Origin of the sequence: Paracoccus sp. 08 (assembly GCF_024105395.1) — a bacterium.
In the GTDB taxonomy this organism is placed as follows: Bacteria; Pseudomonadota; Alphaproteobacteria; order Rhodobacterales; family Rhodobacteraceae; genus Paracoccus; species Paracoccus marcusii.
Window position 1 is genome coordinate 26,104 of record NZ_WEKR01000065.1, and the last position, 23,897, is coordinate 50,000.

Genomic DNA, 23,897 nt, shown 5'->3' on the forward strand with positions numbered 1-23,897 from the left:
CGGCCCTTTTCATGCAGATGCCTTGTCCAGCGCCTCCAGCGTGGCGTCCCAGGCCAGCAGGATCGACGGATGGCGGTTGGGATAGGCGCGCGCGGGCGTCAGCGCCTCGAGGTCGGAAAAGGGCGCGCCGGGGGCGGGTGCATCCTGGGTCAGCATCGCGCGCAACTGATCGCGCGCCTGCACGATGCCCGCCCGGTCCATGCCGATCACCGCCTGTCCCAGCACGGAGGCCGAAGCCTGACCCAGGGCGCAGGCCCGCACCTCTTGCGCGAAATCGCTGATGCGGCCATCGGCCATCGACAGGTGCACAGTCACGGACGATCCGCATTGCGGCGACCGGCGCTGGACGCTCGCCTGTGCGTCGTCCAGCCGGCCCTGATGGGGGATGGCGGTCGTCAGCGCGAGGATGCGTCGCGAATAAAGCTGCATCAGATCGGTTTCGGCCATGCGTCATCCCTTGGGGTTTCATCAGCGCGGGTCGATGAGTAGATAGGGACGGCCATGCCGAAAGGAAACCCGATGTTCGACCCCCTCAGCCTGAAATATGACGCGGCCGGCCTGATCCCCGCCATCGCGCAGGACGCCGCCTCGGGCGAGGTGCTGATGATGGCCTGGATGAACGCCGACGCCGTGGCCCGGACGCTGGAGACCGGGCGCGTGACCTATTGGTCGCGGTCGCGGTCGTCGTTCTGGATCAAGGGCGAAAGCTCGGGCCACGTGCAGGCGCTGGTCGAGATGCGCGTCGACTGCGACCGCGACTGTCTGCTGGTGCTGGTCGACCAGACCGGGCCCGCCTGCCACACGAACCGGCGCAGCTGCTTTTACACCGGCATCCGGGACGGGGCCGAGGTCGTGCTGACCGAACCGATGGTCTAAAGCCCGACCATGCGGCGGATGTCGTCGGGGGACGCTCCGTCCGCCCGGTACTGGCAGATCGCGCGGGCATCGTCGCGCTTCGCCAACCGCCGCCCCGCCGTGTCGCGGATCAGTCGGTGGTGCAGATAGGCCGGCGTCGGCAGGTCCAGCAGGTGCTGCAGCAGCACGTGGATATGGGTCGATGCGAACAGGTCCATCCCCCGCGTCACCAGCGTGATCCCCTGTGCCGCGTCGTCCACGACAACCGCCAGATGATAGGACGTGCCCATCCCCCGGCGCGACAGGACCACGTCGCCGATGCCCGCAAGGAACTGCTGACGGGTAAGGATGTGGCTTCGGCCTTCATCCGTGAACCCGATGCTGTCCAGCCCAAGCGCGTCGAAGGCGCGACCGGCGTCCAGCCGGATCACGTCATCAGGGCCGGCATCGCGCAGGTCGCGGTGGCGGCAGGTGCCCGGATAGATCAGGCCATCCGGCCCGGCAGGCAGGGCGCCCTCCTGCGGGGCGGACAGCGCTGCGCGGATATCCCCCCGGCGGCAGCGGCAGGGATAGGTCAGCGGCGCCAGCCGCGCCAGTGCGTCCTGATAGGCCGGCATGCGGTCGGACTGGCGCATGACCGGCCGCGGCCAGTCCAGGCCCAGCCAAGCCAGGTCCTCGAAGATCGCGGCCTCGTATTCCGGGCGACAGCGGTCGCGGTCGATATCCTCGATCCGCAGGTGGAAATCCCCCTGCGCCGCCGCGGTCAGGGCCGAAAACGCATGGCCCAGGTGCAGCGGCCCAGTGGGCGACGGTGCGAACCGTGTTACTGGGCGGCCAGCCATACGTTGAAATCGTCCTTGGCGCGCTGCGTGTAGGCGGGATAGCGGTCCTTGCGGCCGCGGCGACCCGACCGGCTGTCGGGCAGGGGCGGGAACAGGCCAAAGTTCACGTTCATCGGCTGAAAGGNCTTGGCTTCGGCCCCGCCAGTGATGTGGTTGACCAGCGCGCCCATTGCGGTGGTGAAGGGCGGCGGCGCCAGATCGCGCCCCAGGGCCTGGGCCGCGGCCATGCGCCCGGCCAGCAGCCCCATCGCGGCGCTTTCGACATATCCCTCGACCCCGGTGACCTGCCCGGCAAAGCGCAGGTTCGGCGCCAGGCGCAGGCGCATGCGGTCGTCCAGCAACGTCGGTGAGTTCAAAAAGCTGTTGCGGTGGATGCCGCCAAGCCGGGCAAAGCCGGCATTCTGCAGGCCAGGGATCATCCGGAACACCTGGGTCTGCGCACCGTATTTCATCTTGGTCTGAAAGCCCACGATATTGTACAGCGTGCCCAGCGCGTTGTCGCGGCGCAGCTGGACCACGGCATAGGCCTTTTCCTGAGGCTTGTGGGCATTGGTCAGGCCCACGGGCTTCATCGGGCCGTGGCGCAGGGTCTCGCGGCCGCGTTCGGCCATGACCTCGATGGGCAGGCAGCCATCGAAATAGCCCGCGGTCTCTCCCTCGTGGAACTCGGTCTTGTCGGCGGCCAGAAGCGCGTCGATGAAGGCCTCGTATTCGTCGCGGTTCATCGGGCAGTTGATATAGGCCTTCTGCTCGGCCTCCGTCGCGCCCTTGTCATAGCGCGACTGCTCCCAGGCGATCGACATGTCGATCGTGTCGGCATGCACGATGGGCGCAATGGCGTCGAAGAAGGCCAGCGCGTCCGTCCCCGTCACGCCGCGGATCGCCCCGGCCAGCGCGTCCGAGGTCAGCGGCCCCGTCGCCACGATCCAGTTGCCGGTGCCGGGCAGTTCGGTGATCTCTCCGGGAACGATGGTAATCAGCGGCTCCGCCTGCAGCGCGGCGGTGACGGCGGCCGAAAAGGCCTCGCGGTCGACGGCCAGCGCGCCGCCCGCGGGTAGGCGGTGGCGGCCCGCCATCTCCATGATCAGACCGCCCGCGGCCCGCATCTCCCAATGCAACTGGCCCACCGCGTTCATCACGTCGTCATCCGAGCGGAAGCTGTTCGAACAGACCATCTCGGCGCAGTCGCCGGTCTTGTGGGCAAAGGTTTCGACCTGCGGGCGCATCTCGTGCAGCACGACGGGCACGCCCATCCGGGTGATCTGCCAGGCGGCTTCCGATCCGGCAAGGCCGGCACCGATGATGTGGACGGGTTCCATGCGTGTCTCCTTGACGGGTGGGCTAGCAAGGCCGTGGCGGAATGGAAAGGGGCGGCGCCGTCGGCACCGCCCCCAGGGTCATGCGACCGATCCGCGCGGGATCAGGCCTCGGCGGCTGCCTCGGCGGCGTCGCCGTCCTCTGCATCATCCTCGGCGCGCAGGGCCGACGGTGCGGCCAGGTTCGCGATCACGAAGTCACGGTCGATCGTCGCCTTGGCGCCGTTCGGCAGCGTGACGTCGCTGATGTGGATGGTGTCGCCGATCTGGCGGCCTTCCAGGTCCACGGTCAGGTGATCGGGGATGTCACCCGCGGTCACGACCAGTTCGACCTCGGGACGCACGGTGACCAGGGTGCCGCCGCGCTTGAGGCCGGGGCACTTGTCCTCGTTGATGAATTCGACCGGGATGAACAGGTTCACCTTGGACGTGCGGCGCAGGCGCATGAAGTCGATGTGGATCGGCAGATCCTTGACGACGTCGCGCTGGACGCCGCGGCAGATGACGCGGACATCGTCCTGGCCCTCGACCTGCAGGTTCCACAGCGTGGACATGAAGCGGCCGGCGCGCAGCGTGGTCAGCAGCTTGTTGAAGTCGAACGCGATCGAGACGGGCTCTTTGCCGTCGCCATACACGATACCGGGCACCTTGCCTTCGCGGCGGGTCTGGCGGGCGGCCCCCTTGCCTGACCCCGCGCGTGCCTCGGCCACCAGATTCGGAATCTCTTTGGCCATTTTCTTAATCCTTAACCATGATTGAAGACGCCACCCTCCAAGGGTGCGTGGCGCCAAGCGGTGCCCTTAGCGCAGACCGGCCCGGATGTGAAGTCAGAAATGCCACGCCGCGCGACGCATGCGCGCAGGTGAATTGACTTGCCGGTCCCCCCGGCCCTATGGGCCGACAGGGCCTGCGCGCAAGGCGTGGGCGGGGCTTGGGGGCAGCGGTGGACAAGACGCAGGCGCGGTTGATGTCGGTGGACTATCTGCGGGTGGTGCTGGCCGCCTTCGTGGTCGTCGCGCATTCGGGCCTGGCCCGAGAGACGTTCCGGAGCTGGGGCGATGCGGGCCTGGTCGCGCTGGCCACGGGCAACAGCGTGCTGCGCGTCGCGGTGCCGGTCTTCACGCTGATTGCGGGGTATTTCCTGGCATCGGTGCTGCGGCGGGCGCGGCTGTCGGATTGGGTGGGGCATCTGCTGGTGCTCTATGCCGTCTGGTCCGTGGTCTATCTGCTGTTCCTGTGGCCCTATTACACGAACCGGCCCCTTGGCCTGACCGCGACCGAACTGACGCTTGGCTTCATGCACCTGTGGTTCCTGGAGGGGCTGGCGATCTCCGGCGTGATCCTGGGCGCGGTGCGGCTGCTGGGATCGGGGGCCGTGGTCGCGTCGGCGGTCGTGCTGGGGCTTGTGGGGATTGCGCTGCAATACGCGCGGATGGCGGGACTGTCCGAGATGCCCGTCGAACATTATCGCAACGGCCCCTTCTACCTCTATCCCTATCTGGTGATGGGCTGGTTGATGGCCGTGCATCCGCCGCGCCTGTCGACGGCTCTTCTGTGGGCGATGGTCGCGGGGGGGCTGGCCCTGACCATCGGCGAAAGCCTGTACTGGCTGCGCCGCATCGGAGAGGAGCCGCTGCTGGAGATCCCGGTCGGCCACCTGATCCTGTGTCCGGCGCTGCTGCTGCTGGTCATGCGGCTGCGGGTGCCCGACACGGCGCTGCCCTTGGGGCGGGCGGCGGCGGGGATCTATGTGCTGCACGTGATCGTGCTGCAGGGGCTGCCGAAATTGGGGGTGGACCACCCCGGCGTCACGGCGGTCCTGGGGATCGCCTTGCCGTTCCTGCTGGTCTGGGGCGTCAGCCTTGCGGGCCGACGCCACCGCTGGTTGTCGCGCCTGTTCTAGGCCGGCTGGCCGATCTGGTATTCGTCCAGGAAGTCGCGCGGGATCAGCAGATGCTCGGGCCCGATATTGTCCAGGTAGCGTTCGCCGCACAGCGCCATGCTGATGTCCAGCTCCTTGCGGATGATCTCCAGCGCGCGGGTCACGCCGGCCTCTCCCATCGCGCCCAGCCCGTGCAGCCAGGCCCGTCCGATCCAGGTGCCGTGCGCGCCAAGCGCCAGCGCCTTGAGCACGTCCTGACCCGACCGGATGCCGCTGTCCATGTGGACCTCGACCCGGTCGCCCACCGCCTTGACGATGTGGGGCAGCATCCGGATCGACGACAGGGCGCCGTCCAGCTGTCGCCCGCCATGGTTGCTGACGATGATCGCATCGGCGCCGAAATCGGCGGCCATGCGGGCGTCTTCGGGGTCCAGGATGCCCTTCAGGATCAGCTTGCCACCCCACATGTCGCGGATCCTGGCGATCTTGTCCCAGTCCAGGCGCTCGTCGAACTGCTCGGCCGTCCAGCTCATCAGGCTGGAGGTGTCGCCCACGCCCTTGGCATGACCCACGATGTTGCCGAAGAAGCGGCGCTTGGTCTTCAGCATGCCCATGCCCCACCGCCAGCGGGTGGACAGGTCCAGCATCGTGGGCAGGGTCATCTTGGGTGGCGCGGACAGGCCGTTCTTCAAGTCCTTGTGCCTTTGGCCCAGGATCTGCAGATCCAGCGTCAGGACCAGCGCGCTGCAGTTGGCGGCCTTGGCGCGTTCGATGATGGCGGCCACGAAATCCTGGTCCTTCATCACGTACAACTGGAACATAAAGGGCGCGGTCGTGTGCGCGGCCACGTCCTCGATCGAACAGATCGACATGGTGGACAGACAGAACGGCACGCCGAACTTCTCGGCCGCGCGGGCGGCGTGGATCTCTCCGTCGGCATGCTGCATGCCTGTCATGCCGACCGGAGCCAGCGCCACCGGCATGGTCACCGCCTGACCCGCCATCTGCCGCGACAGACGGCGGTCGGACATGTCCACGGCGACCTTCTGGCGCAGCTTCAGCCGCGCGAAATCGGTCGTGTTGTCGCGAAAGGTCTGTTCGGTATAGCTGCCCGATTCCGCGTAATCGTAGAACATCTTGGGCGTGCGGGCGCGGTGCATCCGCTTGAGATCGTCGATGCAGGTGATGACGGGCATGGCATGGCCTTTCGCGAACTGGTCAAAACTTATTACCAGTTGCGCGGGCCCCTGGCAATCACCCGCCCGCGCGTCTCCGCAGGCCCGGATCGACCACCGGGCCGCGCAGCGCATCGGCCCGCGCCTGCAGGGCGGCTGCACGGGCGGCGGTCGCATCCTCCAGGGGCGCGGGGTCGGTGCGGGCTGCGGTCGCATGGGCGGGCAGGGCGGGTTCGGCCAAGGCCTGTTCCGTCGGCAGCAGGCGGGGATAATCCCCGTCGGCGGTGCAGGCGGCCAGCGTCAGCGCAAGGATCAGGGCGTGCTTCATGGCGGCGACGATACGCGGGCCGGGGGCGCCCGGCAACGCCTTCCCTCGGCCGTGGCCGCGCGCTAGACACGGGGCCATGGCCCGCACCACCGGTTCCCGCGCTGAAATCACCGGCCCCCTGATCCGCGACAAGGCCCGCCGCCTGTTCGCGCGGCAGGGCTATGCCGCCGTGTCGATGCGCCAGATCGCGGCCGCCGTGGGCGTGCAGGCCGGCGCACTCTACGCCTATACGCCCGACAAGCAGGCGCTGCTGGCCGACCTGCTGGAAAGCCACATGCAGGAGCTGCTGGACGCCTGGTCGGACGATCCGGCGGCCGATCCGCTGGCGCGGCTGGAACGCTTCGTGCGGTTCCACATCGATTTCAGCCTTGATCACAGCGACGCGGTGTTCCTGTCCTACATGGAGCTGCGCAACCTGACGCCCGACAATTTCGGCCGCATCGCGGCGCTGCGGGGCCGGTACGAGGCCGCGTTGGAGCGGATCCTGCGCGACGGGGTTGCCTCCCGTTCCATGCGGATCGAGGATCCCAAGCTGACCACGCTGGCCCTGATCGCGATGCTGACCGGGGTGACGAACTGGTACCGCGAGGGCGGGCGCCTGGACAGGGGCCGCATCGCCCAGATCTATTGGGGGCTGGCCCGCGGCGCGGTGGGTGCCTGAAGGCGCTTGCTGCCCCCCGCGCCATGCCGGATAATCGCGCCCATGTCCCTGCCCCCCGGTTTCCTTGACGAGATTCGCAACCGCGTCCCGATCAGCCGGGTAATCGGCAAGAAGGTCACGTGGGATCTGCGCAAGTCGAACCAGGCCCGCGGCGACTGGTGGGCACCGTGCCCCTTCCACCAGGAAAAGTCCGCCAGCTTTCACTGTGACGACCAGAAGGGCTATTATTACTGCTTCGGCTGTCAGGCCAAGGGCGACGCCATCGGTTTCCTGCGCGACCACGACGGGATGGAGTTCATCGAGGCGGTCAAGCTCTTGGCCGCCGAGGCCGGGCTGACCATGCCCGAACCCGACCCCCGTGCCCGCGAAAAGACCGACAGGCGGAGGCGGCTGCTGGAGGTGACCGAGGCCGCCTGCCGCTGGTTCCGCCTGCAGTTGCAGACCGGCGCCGCGGCGGATGCGCGCGATTACCTGGACCGCCGCGGCCTGGACGCCGCCGCACTGGACCGGTTCGAGATCGGCTTTGCCCCCGATCACCGCACCGCCCTGACCGCGGCCCTGCGCGACAAGGGCTTTGCCGAGGATCAGATCGCCGAGGCCGGCATGTCCGCCCGGCCCGAAGGCGGCGGCGCGGCCTATGACCGGTTCCGGGGGCGGATCATCTTTCCGATCCGCGACGGACAGGGCCGCTGCATCGGCTTTGGCGGCCGGGCGATGGACCCGAACGCGCGGGCGAAATACCTCAACAGCCCGGAAACGCCGCTTTTTGACAAGGGGCGCAATCTGTACAATCTGGGCCCTGCGCGCAGCGCGGTCGCCAAGGGCCAGCGGCTGGTCGTGGCCGAAGGCTACATGGACGTGATCGCCTTGGCCCGCGCGGGGTTCGAGGGGGCGGTGGCTCCCCTGGGCACCGCCATCACCGAGGAGCAGCTGCGCCTGATGTGGCGCGTCTCGCCCGAACCGGTGATCGCGCTGGACGGCGATGCGGCGGGCCAGCGCGCGGCGCAGCGGCTGATCGACCTGGCGTTGCCGCTAACCGGACCCGGACAGGCACTGCGCTTTGTCATTTTGCCCGCGGGGCAGGATCCCGACGATCTGATCAAGGCATCCGGCCCGGGCGCGATGGGGGCGCTGCTGGATCAGGCACGGCCCATGCTGGATCTGCTCTGGGCGCGCGAGACGCAGGGGCAGGTCTTCGACAGTCCGGAACGCAAGGCGGCCCTGGATCGCCGCCTGGCCGAGGCTGTTGCCCGCATCCCCGATGAACGCACCCGCGCGCTGTACTCCGAGGATATCCGGCGCAAGCAGTGGGAGCTCTTCGGCGGTGGCGCCCGCAAGACCACCCCGCGGGGGGGCGCGGCCGGGCGTGGCCCGGCCCGGCGCCAAGGGGCCTCGATGGCCCCGCGGGCGCCGTCCCTGCCGGTGGGGATCAACGTCCCGGAACAGGGAGAGGGGACGCTGGAGGGCGCCGCCCTGCTGATCTGTGCGTTGCGCCCTTCGGTCGTGGCGCATGTCGAGGCGCGTCTTGAACGCGTGCTGCCGCGCGACCCGGACCGCGCGGCGCTGCTTCATGATCTGCTGACCCATACCGACAGCCCGGCCGGGCGGCGCGGCCTTGAAACCCTGCGCCGCGACGCCCATCTGGGCCTGACGCCCGCAATCATCGAACGGAAGGACGACGACGGCGCCGTGACGATGCTGCTGGACCTTCTGGACCGCATCGAGGTCGCGCGCGCCACGACGCACGAACTGCCCCGCGCCGAATCCGAGATCCAGGGAGAGGCCGATGAGGGACTGACATGGCGCATCAGCCAGATCACCCGCGCCCGCCACCGGGCCGAGAACCCCGAGATGGAGACGTCGGGCGACATGAACGAGGATCGCGACGCCATGTCGGCGCAATTGTCGGATTGGCTGTCGGGCCAGATCTGGCGCAAGCCGCCCCGGCGGTGACCGCGATTCGCAACCCCCGGGGGTTGCGAATCATCAGCGCGCCCGGCCTTTGATTCGGCCGAGAAGCACGTTAGAACCGAAGCAACTTTGCGACGATTCGCACGCACATGCGAATCACCCGCCCACGATCTCGCCGAGAAGGAGCCCTGGATGGCCGCCAAGGACGATGACCACGACAAGACCGACAAGGACGACAATGCCCATACGCTGGACATGAGCCAGGCGGCGGTCAAGAAGATGATCGCCGAGGCACGCGAGCGTGGCTACATCACCTACGACCAGCTGAACGCCGTCCTGCCGCCCGAGCAGGTCAGCAGCGAGCAGATCGAGGACGTCATGTCGATGCTGTCCGAGATGGGCATCAACGTCATCGAGGACGACGACGCCGCCGAGGAGTCGGAGGGCGGGGCCATCGTCACCACCGGGTCCGGGTCGCGCGAACTGGCCGTGTCGGCCAGCGAGACCGAAAAGCTGGACCGCACCGACGACCCCGTCCGCATGTACCTGCGCGAGATGGGATCGGTCGAGCTTCTCTCCCGCGAGGGCGAGATCGCCATCGCCAAGCGGATCGAGGCGGGCCGCAACACCATGATCGCGGGCCTGTGCGAGAGCCCGCTGACGTTCAAGGCCATCACGCTGTGGCGCGAGGAGCTTCTGGACGAAGAGATCCTGCTGCGCGACGTCATCGATCTCGAGACCACCTTCGGCCAGTCCATGGACGACGAGGAGGCCGAGGAGGTCGAACTGACCGTCGAGGGCGAGGCCAGCCCCGCCGCGACCAAGCGCGAGGAGTTCGACGCCGACGGCAACCCCCTGCGCGTCGAGGATGACGAGGACGAGGACGAGGGCGCCAACCTGTCGCTGGCCGCGATGGAGGCAAGCCTCAAGCCCAAGGTCCTGGAGACGCTGGAAGCCATCGCCCATCACTACGAGGGGCTGGCCGACATGCAGGACCAGCGCATGTCCGCGACGCTGAACGAGGACAACAGCTTCTCGGCCAGTGCCGAGAGCGACTATCAGAACTTGCGGTCGGAAATAGTCGTCCTGGTGAACTCGCTGCACCTCAACAGCGGCCGGATCGAGGCGCTTGTCGATCAGCTTTACGGCATCAACCGCCGGATCGTCACCATCGACAGCGGCATGGTCAAGCTGGCCGACGCGGCCCGCATCAACCGCCGCGAGTTCATCGACGCCTATCGCGGCAGCGAGCTGGACCCGAACTGGGTGGACCGCATGTCCGCGCAGGCCGGGCGCGGCTGGCAGGCGCTGTTCGACCGGTCGCGCGACCAGGTCGAGCGTCTGCGCGGCGACATGGCCGAGGTCGGCCAGTATGTCGGCGTGGACATCGAGGAGTTCCGCCGCATCGTGGCCCAGGTCCAGCGCGGTGAGAAGGAGGCCCGTCAGGCCAAGAAGGAGATGGTCGAGGCCAACCTACGCCTGGTCATCTCGATCGCCAAGAAATACACGAACCGCGGCCTGCAGTTCCTGGACCTGATCCAGGAGGGCAACATCGGCCTGATGAAGGCCGTGGACAAGTTCGAATACCGCCGCGGCTACAAGTTTTCGACCTATGCGACCTGGTGGATCCGTCAGGCGATCACCCGGTCCATCGCGGATCAGGCGCGCACGATCCGCATCCCGGTCCACATGATCGAGACGATCAACAAGCTGGTCCGCACCGGCCGCCAGATGCTGCACGAGATCGGTCGCGAACCGACCCCCGAGGAACTGGCCGAGAAGCTGCAGATGCCGCTGGAGAAGGTCCGCAAGGTGATGAAGATCGCCAAGGAACCGATCAGCCTCGAGACCCCGATCGGGGACGAGGAGGACAGCCAGCTTGGCGATTTCATCGAGGACAAGAACGCCGTCCTGCCGCTGGACAGCGCCATCCAGGAGAACCTCAAGGAGACCACGACCCGCGTCCTAGCCAGCCTGACGCCCCGCGAGGAACGGGTGCTGCGCATGCGCTTCGGCATCGGCATGAACACCGACCACACCCTGGAGGAGGTCGGCCAGCAGTTCAGCGTGACCCGTGAACGCATCCGCCAGATCGAGGCCAAGGCGCTGCGCAAGCTGAAGCATCCGTCGCGGAGCAGAAAGCTGCGGTCCTTCCTTGACCAGTGATCTGGACGACCTGCAGGGCCTGGGCTTTGTCCTCTACCGCAGCACCGCGCGTGCCGGTCTGGACGGCTCGGCCATGCAGGACATCCTGCGCACCGCGCGCCATCGCAACCAGTCGCTTGGCCTGACCGGATGCCTGCACCACGAGGACGGCCTGTTCTTCCAGTGGCTGGAGGGACCGGCCGACGGCCTGCGGAAGGTGGTGGCGTCGCTGATGGACGACGACCGTCATCGCGATTTCGAGATTCTGGACCAGGGCGCTTTGGATCACCGGCGCTTTCAGGATTGGCGGATGCGGTTCTCGGACCGGGACAGGGCATCGCTGATGGACTGGTTCGCACGGTCCGACAGTTCGACCGTGCATCGCGGGGATTATGCGGGCGGCGTGGTCGCCTTCATGATGGGCCTCGATCTCTGACAGCGCCTTGCGCTTGCGGCACAAACTGTGAACACTGCCCCGAAACGACGGGGTGATGACAGGATGCAGTTCGACGATGCCGGGGCGTGGCTTTCCGACATGACGGTGATCGGGCCGGCCTTGGCGGTCGTGCTGGCGCTGCTGCTGTGGTGGCGCGGGCAGGTGGCACTGTCGCGGATGCGTGTGCGCGCGACACTGGCCGAGGATCGACTGCACGAGGCGAACCTGGACCGCACCCGCGCGCAGACCCGGGCCGAGGCGCAGGATGCCCGCCTTGCCGATCTGACCGAAGAGCGGGACGGTCTGACCGACGCGCTGCATCACGCCCGCCGGCAGGCGGCGCAGCTGGAGACAAGTCTGGCCGAAACACGCCTGCGCGCCGAGAAAGACGCCGAGGCCAGCGCGCGCGAGGTCGCCACCCTGCGGGAACTGCGCGCCGAGATGACGCAACAGTTCAAGCTGCTGTCGGCAGAGACGCTGCGTGCCCAGCAGGACGACCTGCAGCGGTTGCAGAACGACCAGCTGGCGGCCCTGCTGACCCCGTTCCGCGATCAGGTCGGCCGGTTTCAGACAGAGCTGCAGGCCCGGAACAAGGTGCTGGACGAGGAATCGGCCCGCCTGCGCGAACAGATCCTGTCCCTGCACAACCGCAGCGAACAGATCAGCCGCGAGGCCGTCAACCTGACCCGCGCCCTGAAGGGAGACAAGCAGCAGCAGGGTGCCTGGGGCGAGATGGTTCTGGAACGCATCCTGGAGGATTCGGGGCTGATGGCCGGAACGCATTACGACCTGCAGTCCAGCTGGCGCGACGACGACGGCAAGCTGTGGCGTCCCGACGTGGTGGTCAAGATGCCGCGCGGCAAGGTCATGGTCATCGACAGCAAGGTGTCGCTGAACGATTACGAGGCTTCGGTGACGCTGGACGATCCGGCGGCCTCTGCCGCGGCGCTGCGCCGCCACGTGGCCGCCATCCGCACGCACATCGCCACGCTGTCGGGCAAGGGCTATCAGCGGATGGACGACAACTCCGTCGATTACGTGCTGATGTTCATCCCGATCGAGGGGGCGTTCTCGGACGCGCTGCGGGCCGATCCGGCGTTGGCAGCATTCGCGATGGAACGCCGCGTGGGGCTGACGACGCCCACGACGCTGATGCTGACGCTGCGTACGGTCGATCATATCTGGGCGGTCGAGCGGCGCGAAAGCAACGCGCTGGAGATCGCGCGCCGGGCGGGGCAGCTGTATGACAAGGTCGCGGGCTTCGTCGAGGCGATGGACGGCGTCGGCCGCGCGCTGGACCAGGCCAACCGCGCCCACGGTCAGGCGATGGACCGGCTGACGCGCGGGTCCGGCAATGTCATCCGTCAGGTCGAGATGCTGCGGTCCCTGGGCGCACGTGCCAGCAAGCAGATCGACCTTGACCATGACCGCGACGATGCGCTGCTGGGCCCGGAGGCCGCCGAATGATGCATGTCCTGACCGTCGCCACTCAGGGGCCCGCCTGTCACGACATCACCGCGGAACTGGCCGATTGGCTGCGTTCCGGCGGCGCGGTCCGGGGGGTGCTGACCCTCATCGTGCAACATACGTCCGCGTCGCTGTTGATCCAAGAGAATGCCGACCCCGAGGTGCAGGCTGACCTACTGGCATGGCTGGACCGTCTGGCCCCGCCCGCCGACGATCCGTCCATGGGCTGGATCACGCACCGCTATGAGGGGCCTGACGACATGCCCGCGCATCTGAAGGCGACCGTTTTGCCAACGACCCTGCAGATCCCGGTCGACCGGGGTCGGATGATACTGGGCCGCTGGCAGGGCATCTATCTGGTGGAACACCGTCGCGCCCCGCATCGGCGTCAGGTTGTGGCGATGTTCGCGCCTCAGGCCTGAGGCATCAGATACACCTCGCGGATCGCGGCGCGGTCCGGGGCGGTGATCATGTGCATGACGGCGGCGGCGACATCGTCCGGCTGCAGCTTGTCCGGGGCGCCGTCGTCGAAGAACGCGGTGTCGACCATCCCCGGCGCCACGACGCAGCAGCGCCCACCCCATTCGCGCATCTCTTCGGCCAAGTTGCCAGCATAGCCGTGCACGAACCACTTGGTCGCGCCATAGATCGAGCCCTTGATGTGCTGGCGTCCCGCCGCGGACCCGGTCAGCACCAGCGTTCCGCGCGTCTTGCGCAGATGCGGCAGCAGGGCGCGCGCCGTCAGGACAACGCCCATGACGTTCAGGTCGATCATCCCGCGAATGTCGTCCAGATCGCCCGCCTCGGTCCCCGGCTTGGAAAGGCCGCGCCCCGCATTGGCATAGGCCGCGTCGATGCCGCCGAAATGGTCGGCGACCTGGGCCGCGGCGGCGGTTAGGGCGTCGATGTCGGTGGCATCGCCGCTGACGACCATCGCCCGGTCGCCCAGTTCCTCCGCCAGGGCAGACAGCTTGTCCGCGGACCGGGCGAACAGCGCGACGTTCCAGCCGGCGGCGACGGCGGTGCGCGCGGTCGCCGCACCGATGCCCGAGGAGGCGCCGGTGATGAACAGGGTCTGGGTCATGGATGCCTCAATCGGTTGAATCCCGCAGGAAATTACGGGCGGCAACGCGGCATTCGGGCCACAGGTTCCAGGGGGCCTATCTTGTGGGCTGTGGATAAAGCTACCCAATCCCTGCCAAGGTGCCTATAGTGACGGTGGATCGCCTTGGCACAGGGACAACGGAATGCGCTGCCCGTTTTGCGGAAATGTCGATACCCAGGTCAAGGACTCGCGCCCGGCCGAGGATAACGTGGCGATCCGCCGCCGTCGCTTCTGCCCGTCCTGCAGCGGGCGTTTCACGACCTATGAACGCGTCCAGCTGCGCGATCTTGTCGTGGTCAAGACGAACGGCCGCCGCGAGGATTTCGACCGCGACAAGATGGCCCGGTCGATCCGCATCGCCATGCAGAAGCGCCCGGTCGAGCCGGAACGCATCGAACAGATGATCAGCGGCATCGTCCGCAGGCTTGAAAGCACCGGAGAGACCGACATCCCGTCCAAGACCATCGGCGAGATTGTGATGGAGGCTTTGTCGCGCATCGACAATGTCGGCTATGTCCGCTTTGCCAGCGTCTACAAGAACTTTCAGGACGCGGACGATTTCGACAAGTTCGTGTCCGAGCTGCGCCCCGGCGCCGCCAACGATTGACCCCCGATCCGACAGAAGACGCCCGGCACATGGCCCATGCCCTGCGCCTGGCGCGGCGCGGTCTGGGCAATGTCTGGCCGAACCCCGCGGTGGGCTGCGTGCTGCTGCGCGACGGGCGTGTGGTCGGGCGCGGCTGGACCCAGCCCGGTGGCAGGCCGCATGCCGAACGCATGGCGCTGGACCAGGCGGGACCGCTGGCGGCGGGGGCGACGGCCTATGTCACGCTGGAGCCCTGCGCCCATCACGGCCGCACACCGCCTTGCGCGGCGGGGCTGGTCGGCGCGGGTGTTGCGCGGGTGGTAACGGCGCTGACCGACCCGGACCCGCGCGTGGCCGGGCGGGGTCACCAGATGCTGCGCGATGCCGGCATTCCGCTGACCGAAGGCGTGCTGGCGGACCAGGCCGCGGACCTGCAGGCGGGGTTCCTGCTGCGCATCACCGCCGGCCGCCCCTTCATGACGCTGAAGCTGGCCAGCAGCCTGGACGGGCGCATCGCCATGGCCAGCGGGGAAAGCCGATGGATCACCGGGCCCGCCGCCCGTGCACATGTCCATGCCCTGCGGGCGCAACATGATGCGATCATGGTCGGCGGAGCGACGGCACGCACCGACCTGCCGCATCTGAACGTGCGCGGCATCCGCACGCCGCAGCAGCCTGTCCGCATCGTCGTGTCTGCACAGGCCTTGCCGCCATTGCCGCCGCAGGACGCCGATCACGGGCCGCTGTGGAGGGTCGACGGGCCACCGGCACAGATCCTGGCCGATCTGGGGGCGCGCGGCATCACGCGGGTCTTTTGCGAGGGGGGCGGGCGGCTGGCTGCCAGCCTGCTGGCCGCGGGGCTGGTCGATCAGCTGGTCGGCTATACCGCCGGCCTGGCGCTTGGGGCCGAGGCGCGGCCGTTCTTGGGTCCGACCGGCTGGACGCATCTGGCCCAGGCACCGCGGTTCCACCTGGCCGAGACGCGCGCCATTGGCGGCGATCTGTTCCATCGCTGGACCCGTGCCTGACTAGCGGCGCCAGATCCAGGCATGTCCGGCCAGCGCGCCCTGCGCCTTGGCCAGCAGCCGCAGGGCCGGTGGCGGATGCGCCTGTCCCGCCGCAAGCCTTTCCAGTGCCAGTTCGACCGGGCAGGGCAAGCCCGTCACCGGATCGCGATAGCGGGGATAGGCGATCAGGCAGGCATGGACCAGCGCCGCCAGATCGGGGCGCGCCTGACGCCGGGCGGGCAGGGGGCCCAGATCGCGCGTCAGCCCCCAGCCCGCATAGAAGGGCGCGCCCAGCACCGTCACGGGCTTGCCGCGAAGCAGCGCCTCGAACCCCAGGGTCGAGGTGATGGTCCAAACCTCGTCCACGGCCTCGATCAGCGCGACGGGGTCGGCATCGGTGGCGACATGATCGGCCAAGGCCGCCAGCGATGCGGCATCGATCGCGCCGGGGCGTAACCCTGCCTCGACATCGGGATGCGGCTTGTAGATCAGGCAGGCATCCGGATTGTCCGCCCGCACCCGCACCAGCAGCGTCAGGTTGGTCCGTTCGGCGCCCGCGCCCTTCAGGATCGAGGCGTCATCCTCGACCTGTCCCGGCACCAGGATGCGGCGGCGCCTGTCGCGCGGGGGCAGGTCAATAGTCCCGCCCAGATTATACTTGGTCAGCCGCGCGGCGATCAGCGCGGCGATCAGCCGTTCCGCCCTGTCCCGTCCGCAGGGCGGCGGGCCGCGAGAGATCAGCGCCTCCAGCCGCGAGGGCGCGGTCGGGTCGAAATAGATCCCCAGATCGTCGGCCACCACCGACAGAGGCGGGGTCAGCGCGGCACCAAGGCCGTTCGATCGCAGAAAGCCGTCCTCGACCCGGATCGCCTGCGGCACCTGAGGCGCAGCCCCGACCCAAGCCAGGGTCACCTGCGGTCCGGGTTCAACAGCAAAACGCAGCGGGCGGGCATCGCCGAATTCACGGGCCAGGAAGCGGCGCTTCCACAGACGCATGCCATAGGCCGTGTGGCCGTGCCTGTCCTGGCGAAAGGCGCGGGTCTCGGCCTCGATCTGATCCACCGCGCCTTCGAAATCGGTCAGACGGTCGCGGCAGGGGTCGTACCATGTGGGCCCGGTCAGGTGACTGGCGGCGAACAATGCCTCGCGCGTGGCGCGGCCGCGCCGGGCGGGCGGGGTTTCGTCATCGCTGAGGCCCCAGCCTGCATAGAACGGCTGACCGAACAGGCGCGGTCGGTGCCCGGCCAGCAAGGCCTCGTATCCCAGTTGAGAGCTGACGGAATAGACCGCATCGGCCCCCTCGACCAGCCGCCACGGGGAGACCGGTCCGTCGCACAGCGTGTCGCCGGGACGCAGGTCCTCGGCTGTCAGATGGCCGGGTCGCAGCCCCGCCGCGGTTTCGGGATGAGTGCGGATCACGATGCGGCAGCCGGGATGTTCGTCACGCGCGGCCTGCAGCATCGTCAGAAACAAAGCGCGGTCCGCGCCCCGCAAGGATGCGTCGCCCCGTGTCTGATCGATGACCAAGACATAGCCGGGCGGCGGCAGCGGCGCGTCGGGATCATGAAGATTGTATTTCGAAAGATCCGCCGTGCGCAGCCGGGCCAGCAGGCGAACCGCGCGGTCGCGCGTGGTGGGTGCCAGCGGTTGTCCGATGAGGTGTTCCAGGCGGGAGGGCCGGTCAGGATCGAAATGCAGCCCCTGGGGGTCGATGATCAATCCGACCGGGCCGCGAGCCGCCAGTGTCCCCCGGGCCCTGCCGGGCAGGACCGATCGCAGGAATGCGTCCTCGACCGTGATCAGCGGGCAGCGGTGGCGTTGCGCAATGGCCCGACCGCGCCATGCCGTCGGGCTGTCGCCCCAGATGCCCACCGCATCGCCAAGCCGGGGCAGGGCCAGGACCGGACGGTGGCCAGCCAGCGTCAGGATGCGTGCGATCCGGGGGCGGGTCAGGAAACCAAGGTTGAAAACGCAAAGCCGCCGGGTTTCCCCGGCGGCTGAACGATCGTCTTGCGGCGTCGGCAGCAGATCAGTTGCCGATGCTGGACAGGCTGTCTGCGGTGGCGGCGCTGCCGGTGACGGCGGACAGGGTCTTCTGCCACTGGACGTAGGGCGCCTCGGTCACATAGACGGTGTCGCCGTCGCGGATGACGAAGTCGCGGGCCAGGAACAGGCCGTTGGGGCGCGTCAGGTCCAGGACATAGGCGAAGCGCTGCGTGCCGACGACCGGCTTGCCCAGGACGCGCGAGGCGACCGATTCCGGCTCGTCGCGCAGGACGAAGACGCCGGTGGGGTCGGCCAGGGCGCTGGTCAGACCGCCGACCATGGCGATGGCCTCGGCCGCGTTGATCACCTCGTTGCCCAGGGGCACGCGGGTCTGGCCGCCCAGGGCGCCGAGGGCGGTGAAGGTCCGCTGGTCTTCCTCGACCACGATGAGGTCACCCGGACGCAGGGCGATGTCGTTGGTGGGGCTGCTGTAGAGGTCCGTCAGCCAGACGCGGCCGCTGTCGTTGCCGCGCTTGACGGTCACGACGGCGACCTCGGGCTCGATGGCGACGCCGCCCGCACGGGCCAGCATGGCCGACAGCGACCGGGTCGGGCGCTCGATCGGATAGACGCCCTGAGCGCCGACGCGGCCCACCACGGACACGGTCGCACCGTTGCCGGCGACGCGCTGGACGGTCACCTGCGGGTCGGGGGTCTGCGCGCTGAGCGCGTCGGTGATGACCTGGCGCAGCTGGTCGGGCGTATTGCCCGCGGCGCGGACCCGGCCGGCATAGGGCACGAAGATGAAGCCGTCGCTGTCCACCTGGATTTCCGTCAGGGTGGTCGAGCTGGCGCCGAGCGAGGTCAGCAGACCGTCATCAACGTTCTCCCAGATCGACAGGCCAAGCGTGTCGCCGGCCCGGATCTCGTCCGCGCCGACCTGTCCGGCATTGCGGAAGCTGTTCGAGAACCCGTAGGCGGGTGCGAAGGCGGAGGCACGGGTGACGTGGTCGTTGACGTAGATCACCTGCGTGTTGCCGCCGCGTTCGACCGCGCCGTTGAAGATCTCGTTCTTGTTGGGGCCGGAACGGGGCAGCGCGCAAGCGGCCAAAAGGCTCATTGACGCGATCATCAGCATCCGCAGGGTGGTCGACGACCGGGATAAAACTGTCACCTCTGATACTCCATGTTGTCTGGTTCCGGCCTTGTATGCCGGTTTGCATCCACTGTAACCCTGTCCGCAAAGACAGGCTATATCATCTTGAGCAATGTCGGCGGGGCGTTGCCTTTCAGCCATGGCGGTCCGCCAGTTGCTGCCGCGGCAGGATTCGGCCGGTCGCCAGTGCCTGGTACGGGTCGTCCGGCGACAGCAGCATGTCGGCCACCAGGCGCAGCGCATGGGCGCGCGACCGACCGGCATAGAAGCCGCCGGGGATCTGGCTGGTCTGCAGCAGATAGTCGCGAAAGACGCGGTAGGCCTGCGGATCCGGGGCGTCAGGATCGGCCAGGAACTCCTCCAGCGTCTGCTCGGACACCAGCCCCGGCTTGTCATAGACGGCGCGGCCCAGGGTCTTGACCGGAATCCCGCGCCACAGGGCCTGCTGGCCGGCGGTGGAATTGACGGTGACCACGGCGCGGGCATGGGACAGGATCTCGGCCAGCTTGCCGCCGCGGACGTAATGCACGCGGTCCGACACCCCATGTTCGGCAGCCGCCGCGTGGATGGCGGCGCGGTTCCCCGCGCGACCGTCCTCCAGCGGGTGGGCCTTGAAGATCAGGTGGTGGTGTCGGGGGGCTGCGCGGGCGAACCCCTCGATCACGGTGCGGACGAACTGGGCGTTGCGGGTGAAGGGCGAATGTCCCAAGAAGTTGGAATCGTGTTCCAGCTGCATCAGGACCAGGTTGTAGGGCCAGCCCGACAGGCGCAGGCGCCGCCATTGCAGCGCGCGGCCCAGGTTGTAGGCCGGGGCCAGCACCAGCCGCCGCAGGTTGAGGCGAAATTCCTGCACGACGCCGATCGCACGGTGCCCCGAATAGGCGCGGTACCGGCCATTCGCGACCAGGATCAGGAAATGATAGAAGGCGCCGTAGAACTTGTGATGGCGCATATCGCCCCAATGGGCGGGCGGGCGGCGCACCTCGTTGATCTGCTCGCGCAGGGCGGCACGCATCTGGGCCAGCGGAATGCGCATCAGAACCGAGTTGCCGTTCGATCCCTGACGTTCATAGCTGACCCAGTAGGGACGCAGATAGCCTTCCTCGAACACGTGGACGCGCAGGCCGCGGGCTGCGGCCAGGCGGCGGGCGGTGGCGTGGATCGGGCGGACATCGCCGTAGAGGACGATGTCAGTCACGCCCTTGTCGTCCAGGATCGCCGCCAGATGGTCGGGCCAGTCGTCGACGCTGCCCTGATGGCGGATGAAGCTTTTCGGGTCGGACCAGAAGAACTCGTCCCCCGCGTTGAAGCCGCAGCGCCAGACCACCGCCCCCGCCGCGCGCAGCAGCCGTCCAAGGCGGTCGAAGAACGGGCCGTGGGGCCCCTGCAGCATCAGGAAGACCGGATCACCCTGCGCGGACACGCGGCCCGTCGGCGCGTGCGAGGTCTGGGGCAGGGGGGTGACGCCGGTCTGAATCATGGTCGACTTGAAAAGGAGGGGCGGCCGCAATGCCTGGGGCCATGCGTCAGACATGCCATGTCATGCCCCACCGATCCATCATTTTGTGCATCAAGCTTTAGCGGCCCGGGGCGGGGGCGGGGGCTTGGTGCTTGAACGGGCAGGGCCGATGGCCTAGTTCCAACCTGGATCATCAGGGAAGGGCTGCGATGTTCACGGGGATCATCACGGATATCGGCATCGTCCGCGCGGTCGAGATGCGCGGCGACATGCGCGCGCGCATCGGCTGTGCCTATGACATGGCGGGCGTGGATCTGGGCGCCTCGATCGCCTGCGACGGCGTCTGCCTGACGGTCGTGGCCAAGGGCCCGGACTGGTTCGACGTCGACATCTCGGCCGAGACGCTGTCCAAGACCAGCATCGGCGCCGAGGGTTGGTCCGTGGGCCAGCGCCTGAACCTGGAACGCGCGCTGCGCGTCGGCGACGAGCTGGGCGGCCATATCGTCAGCGGCCATGTCGACGGCGTGGCCCAGATCACCGCCGCCGCGAAGGACGGCGACAGCCTGCGCCTGACCTTCGAGGCGCCCGCGGACCTGGCACGCTTCATCGCGCAGAAGGGGTCGGTCACGCTGAACGGCACCTCGCTGACCGTGAACGAGGTCATTGGCAACAGCTTCGGCATCAACCTGATCCCGCATACCCAGCAGGTGACCACCTGGGGCGATGCGGCGGTGGGCGATGTCGTGAACCTGGAAATCGACACGCTGGCCCGCTATGTCGCGCGGCTGGCCGAAGCCGGACAACCGATCGGCGCGTGACGCCTGCGTGAAGGACGAACAGATGCAATTCGAAGAACCCGGCCCCGTCGAACGCGACCTGTCGGCCTCCATCTCTCCGATCGAGGACATCATCAACGAGGCCCGCAACGGCCGGATGTTCATTCTGGTCGACCACGAGGACCGCGAGAACGAGGGCGATCTGTGCATTCCCGCCCAGATGGCCACACCGGATGCCATCAACTTCATGGCGACGCATGGGCGCGGGCTGATCTGCCTGACGCTGACCGCCGACCGGATCGAGACCCTGGGCCTGACGCTGATGAGCCCCAAGAACTCCAGCCGGCACGAGACCGCCTTCACCATGTCCATCGAGGCGCGCGAAGGCGTCACCACCGGCATCAGCGCCGCCGACCGCGCGCGCACGATCAGCGTGGCGATCGACCCGACCAAGGGCGCGCCCGATATCGCAACGCCGGGCCACATCTTTCCGCTGCGCGCCCGCGACGGGGGCGTGCTGGTCCGCGCGGGCCACACCGAGGCTGCGGTCGACATCTCCCGCCTGGCCGGGCTGAACGCGTCGGGCGTGATCTGCGAGATCATGAACGACGATGGCAGCATGGCACGCCTGCCAGACCTGGTCGATTTCGCGCAGCGCCACGGGCTGAAGATCGGCACGATCAGCGACCTGATCCGCTATCGCCGCCGCCACGACAACCTGATCGCCGAGCGGTCGCAGAAGGCGGTTCATTCCGCCCATGGCGGCGACTGGATGATGCGGGTCTTTGCGGACGAGACGCAGGGCAGCGAGCATATCGTCCTGACCAAGGGGGATCTGACGACCCCCGAGCCGGTGCTGGTGCGGATGCACGCGCTGGACCCGCTGCACGACGTGCTGGGCGTCGGGCGCGAAAGCGCGGGCAGCCTGCCCGCGGCGATGCAGGCCATCGCCGACGAGGGGCGGGGCGTCGTCGTGCTGATCCGCGACCTGTCCCATGCGATCGCCGATCCGGGCGATGTCGGGCCGCATACCTTGCGTCAATACGGCCTGGGCGCGCAGATCCTGTCGGCCCTTGGCCTGTCGGACCTGATCCTGCTGACCAATTCGGCGCCGGTGAAGGTGGTTGGGCTTGACGCCTACGGCCTTTCCATCCATTCCACCCGGCCTATCCCCAAGGACTAGGTACATGGCCTCGAACACGCAACATCACGAACTGGCGCTGCCGCGTCTGGATGCTCCGGTGCGCCTGCTGGCGGTCGTGGCACCCTATTACAAGGACATCACCGACGGCCTGCTGTCGGGGGTCCGCGCCACGGCGGATGCCGCGGGCGCCAGCCTTGACGTGATCGAGGTGCCCGGCGCGCTGGAGATCCCCACCGCCGTGGGCCTTGCCGCCCGCAGCGGTCAGTATGACGGCTTCGTGGCCCTGGGCTGCGTCATCCGCGGAGAGACCACGCATTACGACACCGTTTGCAACGACAGTTCCCGCGCGCTGACGCTGCTGGGGCTGCAGGGCGTCTGCCTTGGCAACGGCATCCTGACGGTCGAGACGATGGCCCAAGCCCAGGTCCGCGCGGACCCGGCAGGTCAGAACAAGGGCGGGGGCGCCGCGGCGGCCGCGCTGCATCTGGTGGCACTTGCGCGCCGTTGGGCGGCGACACCGCAAAAGGCTGCGGCCCATGACGTGATCCGCTTGGCGGGCGAACTTGAAGGGCAGGGCAAGGCATGACCGACCACGACCAGGACAAGCGGCCCGACCGGCGCGCCCTCAGCAGCGCGGCGCGGATGTATGCCGTGCAGGCGCTGTTCCAGATGGAGGCCGCGGGTCAGTCCGCCGACCGTGTCACGCGCGAATTCCAGAACTTCCGCATCGATTTCGACGACCGCGACGGCCCGACCGATCAGGCCGACGAGGCGCTGTTCACCCGCATCGTCGACGATGTCGTCATGTGGCAGTCCAAGATCGACCAGGCCACCGACCGCGGGTTGGTGGCGAAATGGCCCATCGACCGGATCGATCCGGTGTTGCGCGCCGTGTTCCGCGCCGCTGGCGCCGAACTGGTGGCCGAACGTGCACCCGCCAAGGTGGTCATCACCGAATACGTCCGGCTGACGCAGGCCTTCTTTCCGGACGGCCGCGAGGCGCGCTTCGTGAATGCCGTGCTGGACCACATGGCGCGTGACTTCAAACCTGATTCCCTTGGCTGACGGACAGTCCCGTCATGACGATGCGGCCCGGATCCCTGATCCGGGCCGTTTTCATTGGACGGACGGGTTCATTCGCTTGACAGACGCCTTGCACGTCGTGTCATTCTGACAGCGGGATCGTGGCATCTGTGCAACATTCATGATGCCTGAACGCTGTCAATATCTTGCCCAATATTAAGGCACTCACGCTGATGTTTCAGTCTGTTGTTTTCGCGGCCTTGAGTGATGGAACGAAGCGAAACCCATAAAAACGTCGTGTTCCAAGTACGTTCGTCAAGTCGCGAAAAAGTTGCATCACCAAACATTACACGTCATTTTCGGCAAGGTTTCGCCGTTTTCTGTCAAGACCCAAGCATGCTCACGATTGCGCGACTTGCAGAAGAAATGTGGTGGGCTTTGAACCGAAAGGGGGGGGCGCTAATTGATGTCCCAGCAGAGATGCTCTGGTGCCCGGAACGGGGCCGGGACAATCCTACTCAGCTCGTGAGGACGACGAAAATGAAAAAAGTTACGCTGCTGACCAGCACCGCCGCAATCCTGGCCGCCCTGTCGGTTCCGGCATTCGCGCAATCCGAGATCTCGACCGGCGCCGACG

25 protein-coding genes (1 of these 25 running past the window's edge) are annotated in these 23,897 nt (G+C 67.8%); 15 read left to right on the forward strand and 10 right to left on the reverse strand.

Features of this window, described 5'->3' with window-relative positions; all coding sequences use genetic code 11:
* Positions 1 to 9: 9 nt before the first annotated feature.
* Positions 10 to 447 (reverse strand): iron-sulfur cluster assembly scaffold protein, encoded by a 438-nt coding sequence (locus GBO37_RS15925; RefSeq protein WP_045982039.1) that lies wholly within the window; start codon positions 445 to 447, stop codon positions 10 to 12.
* Positions 448 to 519: 72 nt separating this feature from the next.
* Here GBO37_RS15925 and hisI point away from each other — a divergent pair, with 72 nt between their 5' ends.
* A complete protein-coding gene (hisI, locus tag GBO37_RS15930; RefSeq protein WP_127898056.1) occupies positions 520 to 876 on the forward strand; it encodes a phosphoribosyl-AMP cyclohydrolase in 357 nt (118 codons plus the stop codon).
* On the opposite strand, the gene gluQRS is transcribed toward hisI, so the two are convergent.
* From gluQRS to GBO37_RS15945, 3 genes are all read right to left on the reverse strand, one after another.
* On the reverse strand, positions 873 to 1,697 hold the full coding sequence (gluQRS, locus tag GBO37_RS15935; RefSeq protein WP_252929981.1) for a tRNA glutamyl-Q(34) synthetase GluQRS: 825 nt from the start codon (positions 1,695 to 1,697) through the stop codon (positions 873 to 875). The two genes, hisI and gluQRS, sit on opposite strands and share 4 nt — an antisense overlap.
* Complete coding sequence (gene trmFO, locus GBO37_RS15940) at positions 1,679 to 3,016, reverse strand: methylenetetrahydrofolate--tRNA-(uracil(54)-C(5))-methyltransferase (FADH(2)-oxidizing) TrmFO (protein WP_252929982.1); 1,338 nt, start codon at positions 3,014 to 3,016, stop codon at positions 1,679 to 1,681. Before trmFO ends, gluQRS begins: the two co-directional genes overlap by 19 nt.
* Positions 3,017 to 3,117: 101 nt before the next feature.
* Complete coding sequence (locus GBO37_RS15945; RefSeq protein WP_045982043.1) at positions 3,118 to 3,747, reverse strand: 50S ribosomal protein L25/general stress protein Ctc; 630 nt, start codon at positions 3,745 to 3,747, stop codon at positions 3,118 to 3,120.
* A 209-nt stretch (positions 3,748 to 3,956) separates the two neighbouring features.
* Here GBO37_RS15945 and GBO37_RS15950 point away from each other — a divergent pair, with 209 nt between their 5' ends.
* Positions 3,957 to 4,916 (forward strand): acyltransferase family protein, encoded by a 960-nt coding sequence (locus tag GBO37_RS15950; RefSeq protein WP_252929983.1) that lies wholly within the window; start codon positions 3,957 to 3,959, stop codon positions 4,914 to 4,916.
* Here the strand turns inward: GBO37_RS15950 and GBO37_RS15955 are convergent.
* Positions 4,913 to 6,091 carry an alpha-hydroxy acid oxidase gene (locus tag GBO37_RS15955; protein WP_252929984.1) on the reverse strand — a complete coding sequence of 393 codons (1,179 nt, stop codon included), beginning with the start codon at positions 6,089 to 6,091 and terminating at the stop codon, positions 4,913 to 4,915. The two genes, GBO37_RS15950 and GBO37_RS15955, sit on opposite strands and share 4 nt — an antisense overlap.
* A 58-nt stretch (positions 6,092 to 6,149) precedes the next feature.
* Positions 6,150 to 6,434, reverse strand: coding sequence for a hypothetical protein (locus GBO37_RS15960; protein WP_252929985.1), 285 nt, complete (start codon positions 6,432 to 6,434; stop codon positions 6,150 to 6,152).
* Between the two features lie 40 nt (positions 6,435 to 6,474).
* Between GBO37_RS15960 and GBO37_RS15965 the strand changes: the two genes are divergently transcribed.
* From GBO37_RS15965 to GBO37_RS15990, 6 genes are all read left to right on the forward strand, one after another.
* Positions 6,475 to 7,059: a TetR/AcrR family transcriptional regulator gene (locus tag GBO37_RS15965; RefSeq protein ID WP_252929986.1), complete on the forward strand. Its 585-nt coding sequence runs from the start codon at positions 6,475 to 6,477 to the stop codon at positions 7,057 to 7,059.
* A gap of 42 nt (positions 7,060 to 7,101) precedes the next feature.
* Positions 7,102 to 9,012 (forward strand): DNA primase, encoded by a 1,911-nt coding sequence (dnaG, locus tag GBO37_RS15970; RefSeq protein ID WP_252929987.1) that lies wholly within the window; start codon positions 7,102 to 7,104, stop codon positions 9,010 to 9,012.
* Positions 9,013 to 9,162: 150 nt separating this feature from the next.
* A complete protein-coding gene (gene rpoD, locus GBO37_RS15975) occupies positions 9,163 to 11,136 on the forward strand; it encodes an RNA polymerase sigma factor RpoD (protein WP_046000242.1) in 1,974 nt (657 codons plus the stop codon).
* Entirely contained in the window at positions 11,126 to 11,551 is a 426-nt protein-coding gene (locus GBO37_RS15980; RefSeq protein WP_052714688.1) for a BLUF domain-containing protein, read from the forward strand. Before rpoD ends, GBO37_RS15980 begins: the two co-directional genes overlap by 11 nt.
* Before the next feature lie 63 nt (positions 11,552 to 11,614).
* Complete coding sequence (gene rmuC, locus GBO37_RS15985; RefSeq protein WP_045982049.1) at positions 11,615 to 13,018, forward strand: DNA recombination protein RmuC; 1,404 nt, start codon at positions 11,615 to 11,617, stop codon at positions 13,016 to 13,018.
* Positions 13,015 to 13,440: a secondary thiamine-phosphate synthase enzyme YjbQ gene (locus GBO37_RS15990; RefSeq protein WP_252929988.1), complete on the forward strand. Its 426-nt coding sequence runs from the start codon at positions 13,015 to 13,017 to the stop codon at positions 13,438 to 13,440. The genes rmuC and GBO37_RS15990 overlap by 4 nt, the downstream gene beginning before the upstream one ends.
* On the opposite strand, the gene GBO37_RS15995 is transcribed toward GBO37_RS15990, so the two are convergent.
* Positions 13,431 to 14,102: an SDR family oxidoreductase gene (locus tag GBO37_RS15995; RefSeq protein ID WP_127898067.1), complete on the reverse strand. Its 672-nt coding sequence runs from the start codon at positions 14,100 to 14,102 to the stop codon at positions 13,431 to 13,433. The genes GBO37_RS15990 and GBO37_RS15995 overlap by 10 nt on opposite strands.
* Before the next feature lie 163 nt (positions 14,103 to 14,265).
* Between GBO37_RS15995 and nrdR the strand changes: the two genes are divergently transcribed.
* Both nrdR and ribD read left to right on the forward strand, forming a co-directional pair.
* Positions 14,266 to 14,730: a transcriptional regulator NrdR gene (nrdR, locus tag GBO37_RS16000; protein ID WP_045982052.1), complete on the forward strand. Its 465-nt coding sequence runs from the start codon at positions 14,266 to 14,268 to the stop codon at positions 14,728 to 14,730.
* Positions 14,727 to 15,737 (forward strand): bifunctional diaminohydroxyphosphoribosylaminopyrimidine deaminase/5-amino-6-(5-phosphoribosylamino)uracil reductase RibD, encoded by a 1,011-nt coding sequence (gene ribD, locus GBO37_RS16005; RefSeq protein ID WP_256481084.1) that lies wholly within the window; start codon positions 14,727 to 14,729, stop codon positions 15,735 to 15,737. The genes nrdR and ribD overlap by 4 nt, the downstream gene beginning before the upstream one ends.
* Here the strand turns inward: ribD and GBO37_RS16010 are convergent, their stop codons facing one another.
* From GBO37_RS16010 to GBO37_RS16020, 3 genes are all read right to left on the reverse strand, one after another.
* Positions 15,738 to 17,741: a capsular polysaccharide biosynthesis protein gene (locus tag GBO37_RS16010; RefSeq protein WP_252930028.1), complete on the reverse strand. Its 2,004-nt coding sequence runs from the start codon at positions 17,739 to 17,741 to the stop codon at positions 15,738 to 15,740.
* Between the two features lie 4 nt (positions 17,742 to 17,745).
* Positions 17,746 to 18,834 carry a polysaccharide biosynthesis/export family protein gene (locus GBO37_RS16015; protein WP_369799423.1) on the reverse strand — a complete coding sequence of 363 codons (1,089 nt, stop codon included), beginning with the start codon at positions 18,832 to 18,834 and terminating at the stop codon, positions 17,746 to 17,748.
* 157 nt (positions 18,835 to 18,991) lie between these two features.
* Positions 18,992 to 20,338, reverse strand: a complete 1,347-nt coding sequence (locus tag GBO37_RS16020; protein WP_252929990.1) for a capsule biosynthesis protein — start codon at positions 20,336 to 20,338, stop codon at positions 18,992 to 18,994.
* Positions 20,339 to 20,526: 188 nt separating this feature from the next.
* Here GBO37_RS16020 and GBO37_RS16025 point away from each other — a divergent pair, with 188 nt between their 5' ends.
* From GBO37_RS16025 to GBO37_RS16045, 5 genes are all read left to right on the forward strand, one after another.
* The gene (locus tag GBO37_RS16025; RefSeq protein ID WP_252929991.1) at positions 20,527 to 21,135 is read left to right on the forward strand and encodes a riboflavin synthase; all 609 of its coding nucleotides are present in this window, start codon (positions 20,527 to 20,529) and stop codon (positions 21,133 to 21,135) included.
* 22 nt (positions 21,136 to 21,157) lie between these two features.
* Positions 21,158 to 22,276, forward strand: a complete 1,119-nt coding sequence (ribB, locus tag GBO37_RS16030) for a 3,4-dihydroxy-2-butanone-4-phosphate synthase (protein WP_252929992.1) — start codon at positions 21,158 to 21,160, stop codon at positions 22,274 to 22,276.
* Between the two features lie 4 nt (positions 22,277 to 22,280).
* A complete protein-coding gene (locus tag GBO37_RS16035) occupies positions 22,281 to 22,823 on the forward strand; it encodes a 6,7-dimethyl-8-ribityllumazine synthase (RefSeq protein WP_046000249.1) in 543 nt (180 codons plus the stop codon).
* Positions 22,820 to 23,302 carry a transcription antitermination factor NusB gene (gene nusB, locus GBO37_RS16040; protein ID WP_045982058.1) on the forward strand — a complete coding sequence of 161 codons (483 nt, stop codon included), beginning with the start codon at positions 22,820 to 22,822 and terminating at the stop codon, positions 23,300 to 23,302. The genes GBO37_RS16035 and nusB overlap by 4 nt, the downstream gene beginning before the upstream one ends.
* Before the next feature lie 354 nt (positions 23,303 to 23,656).
* Positions 23,657 to 23,897 carry the 5' end (the start) of a YdiY family protein gene (locus tag GBO37_RS16045; RefSeq protein WP_252929993.1) on the forward strand. 842 nt of this gene lie beyond the right edge of the window, so 241 of the gene's 1,083 nt are visible here — the first part of the coding sequence; its start codon is at positions 23,657 to 23,659; the stop codon falls past the right edge of the window.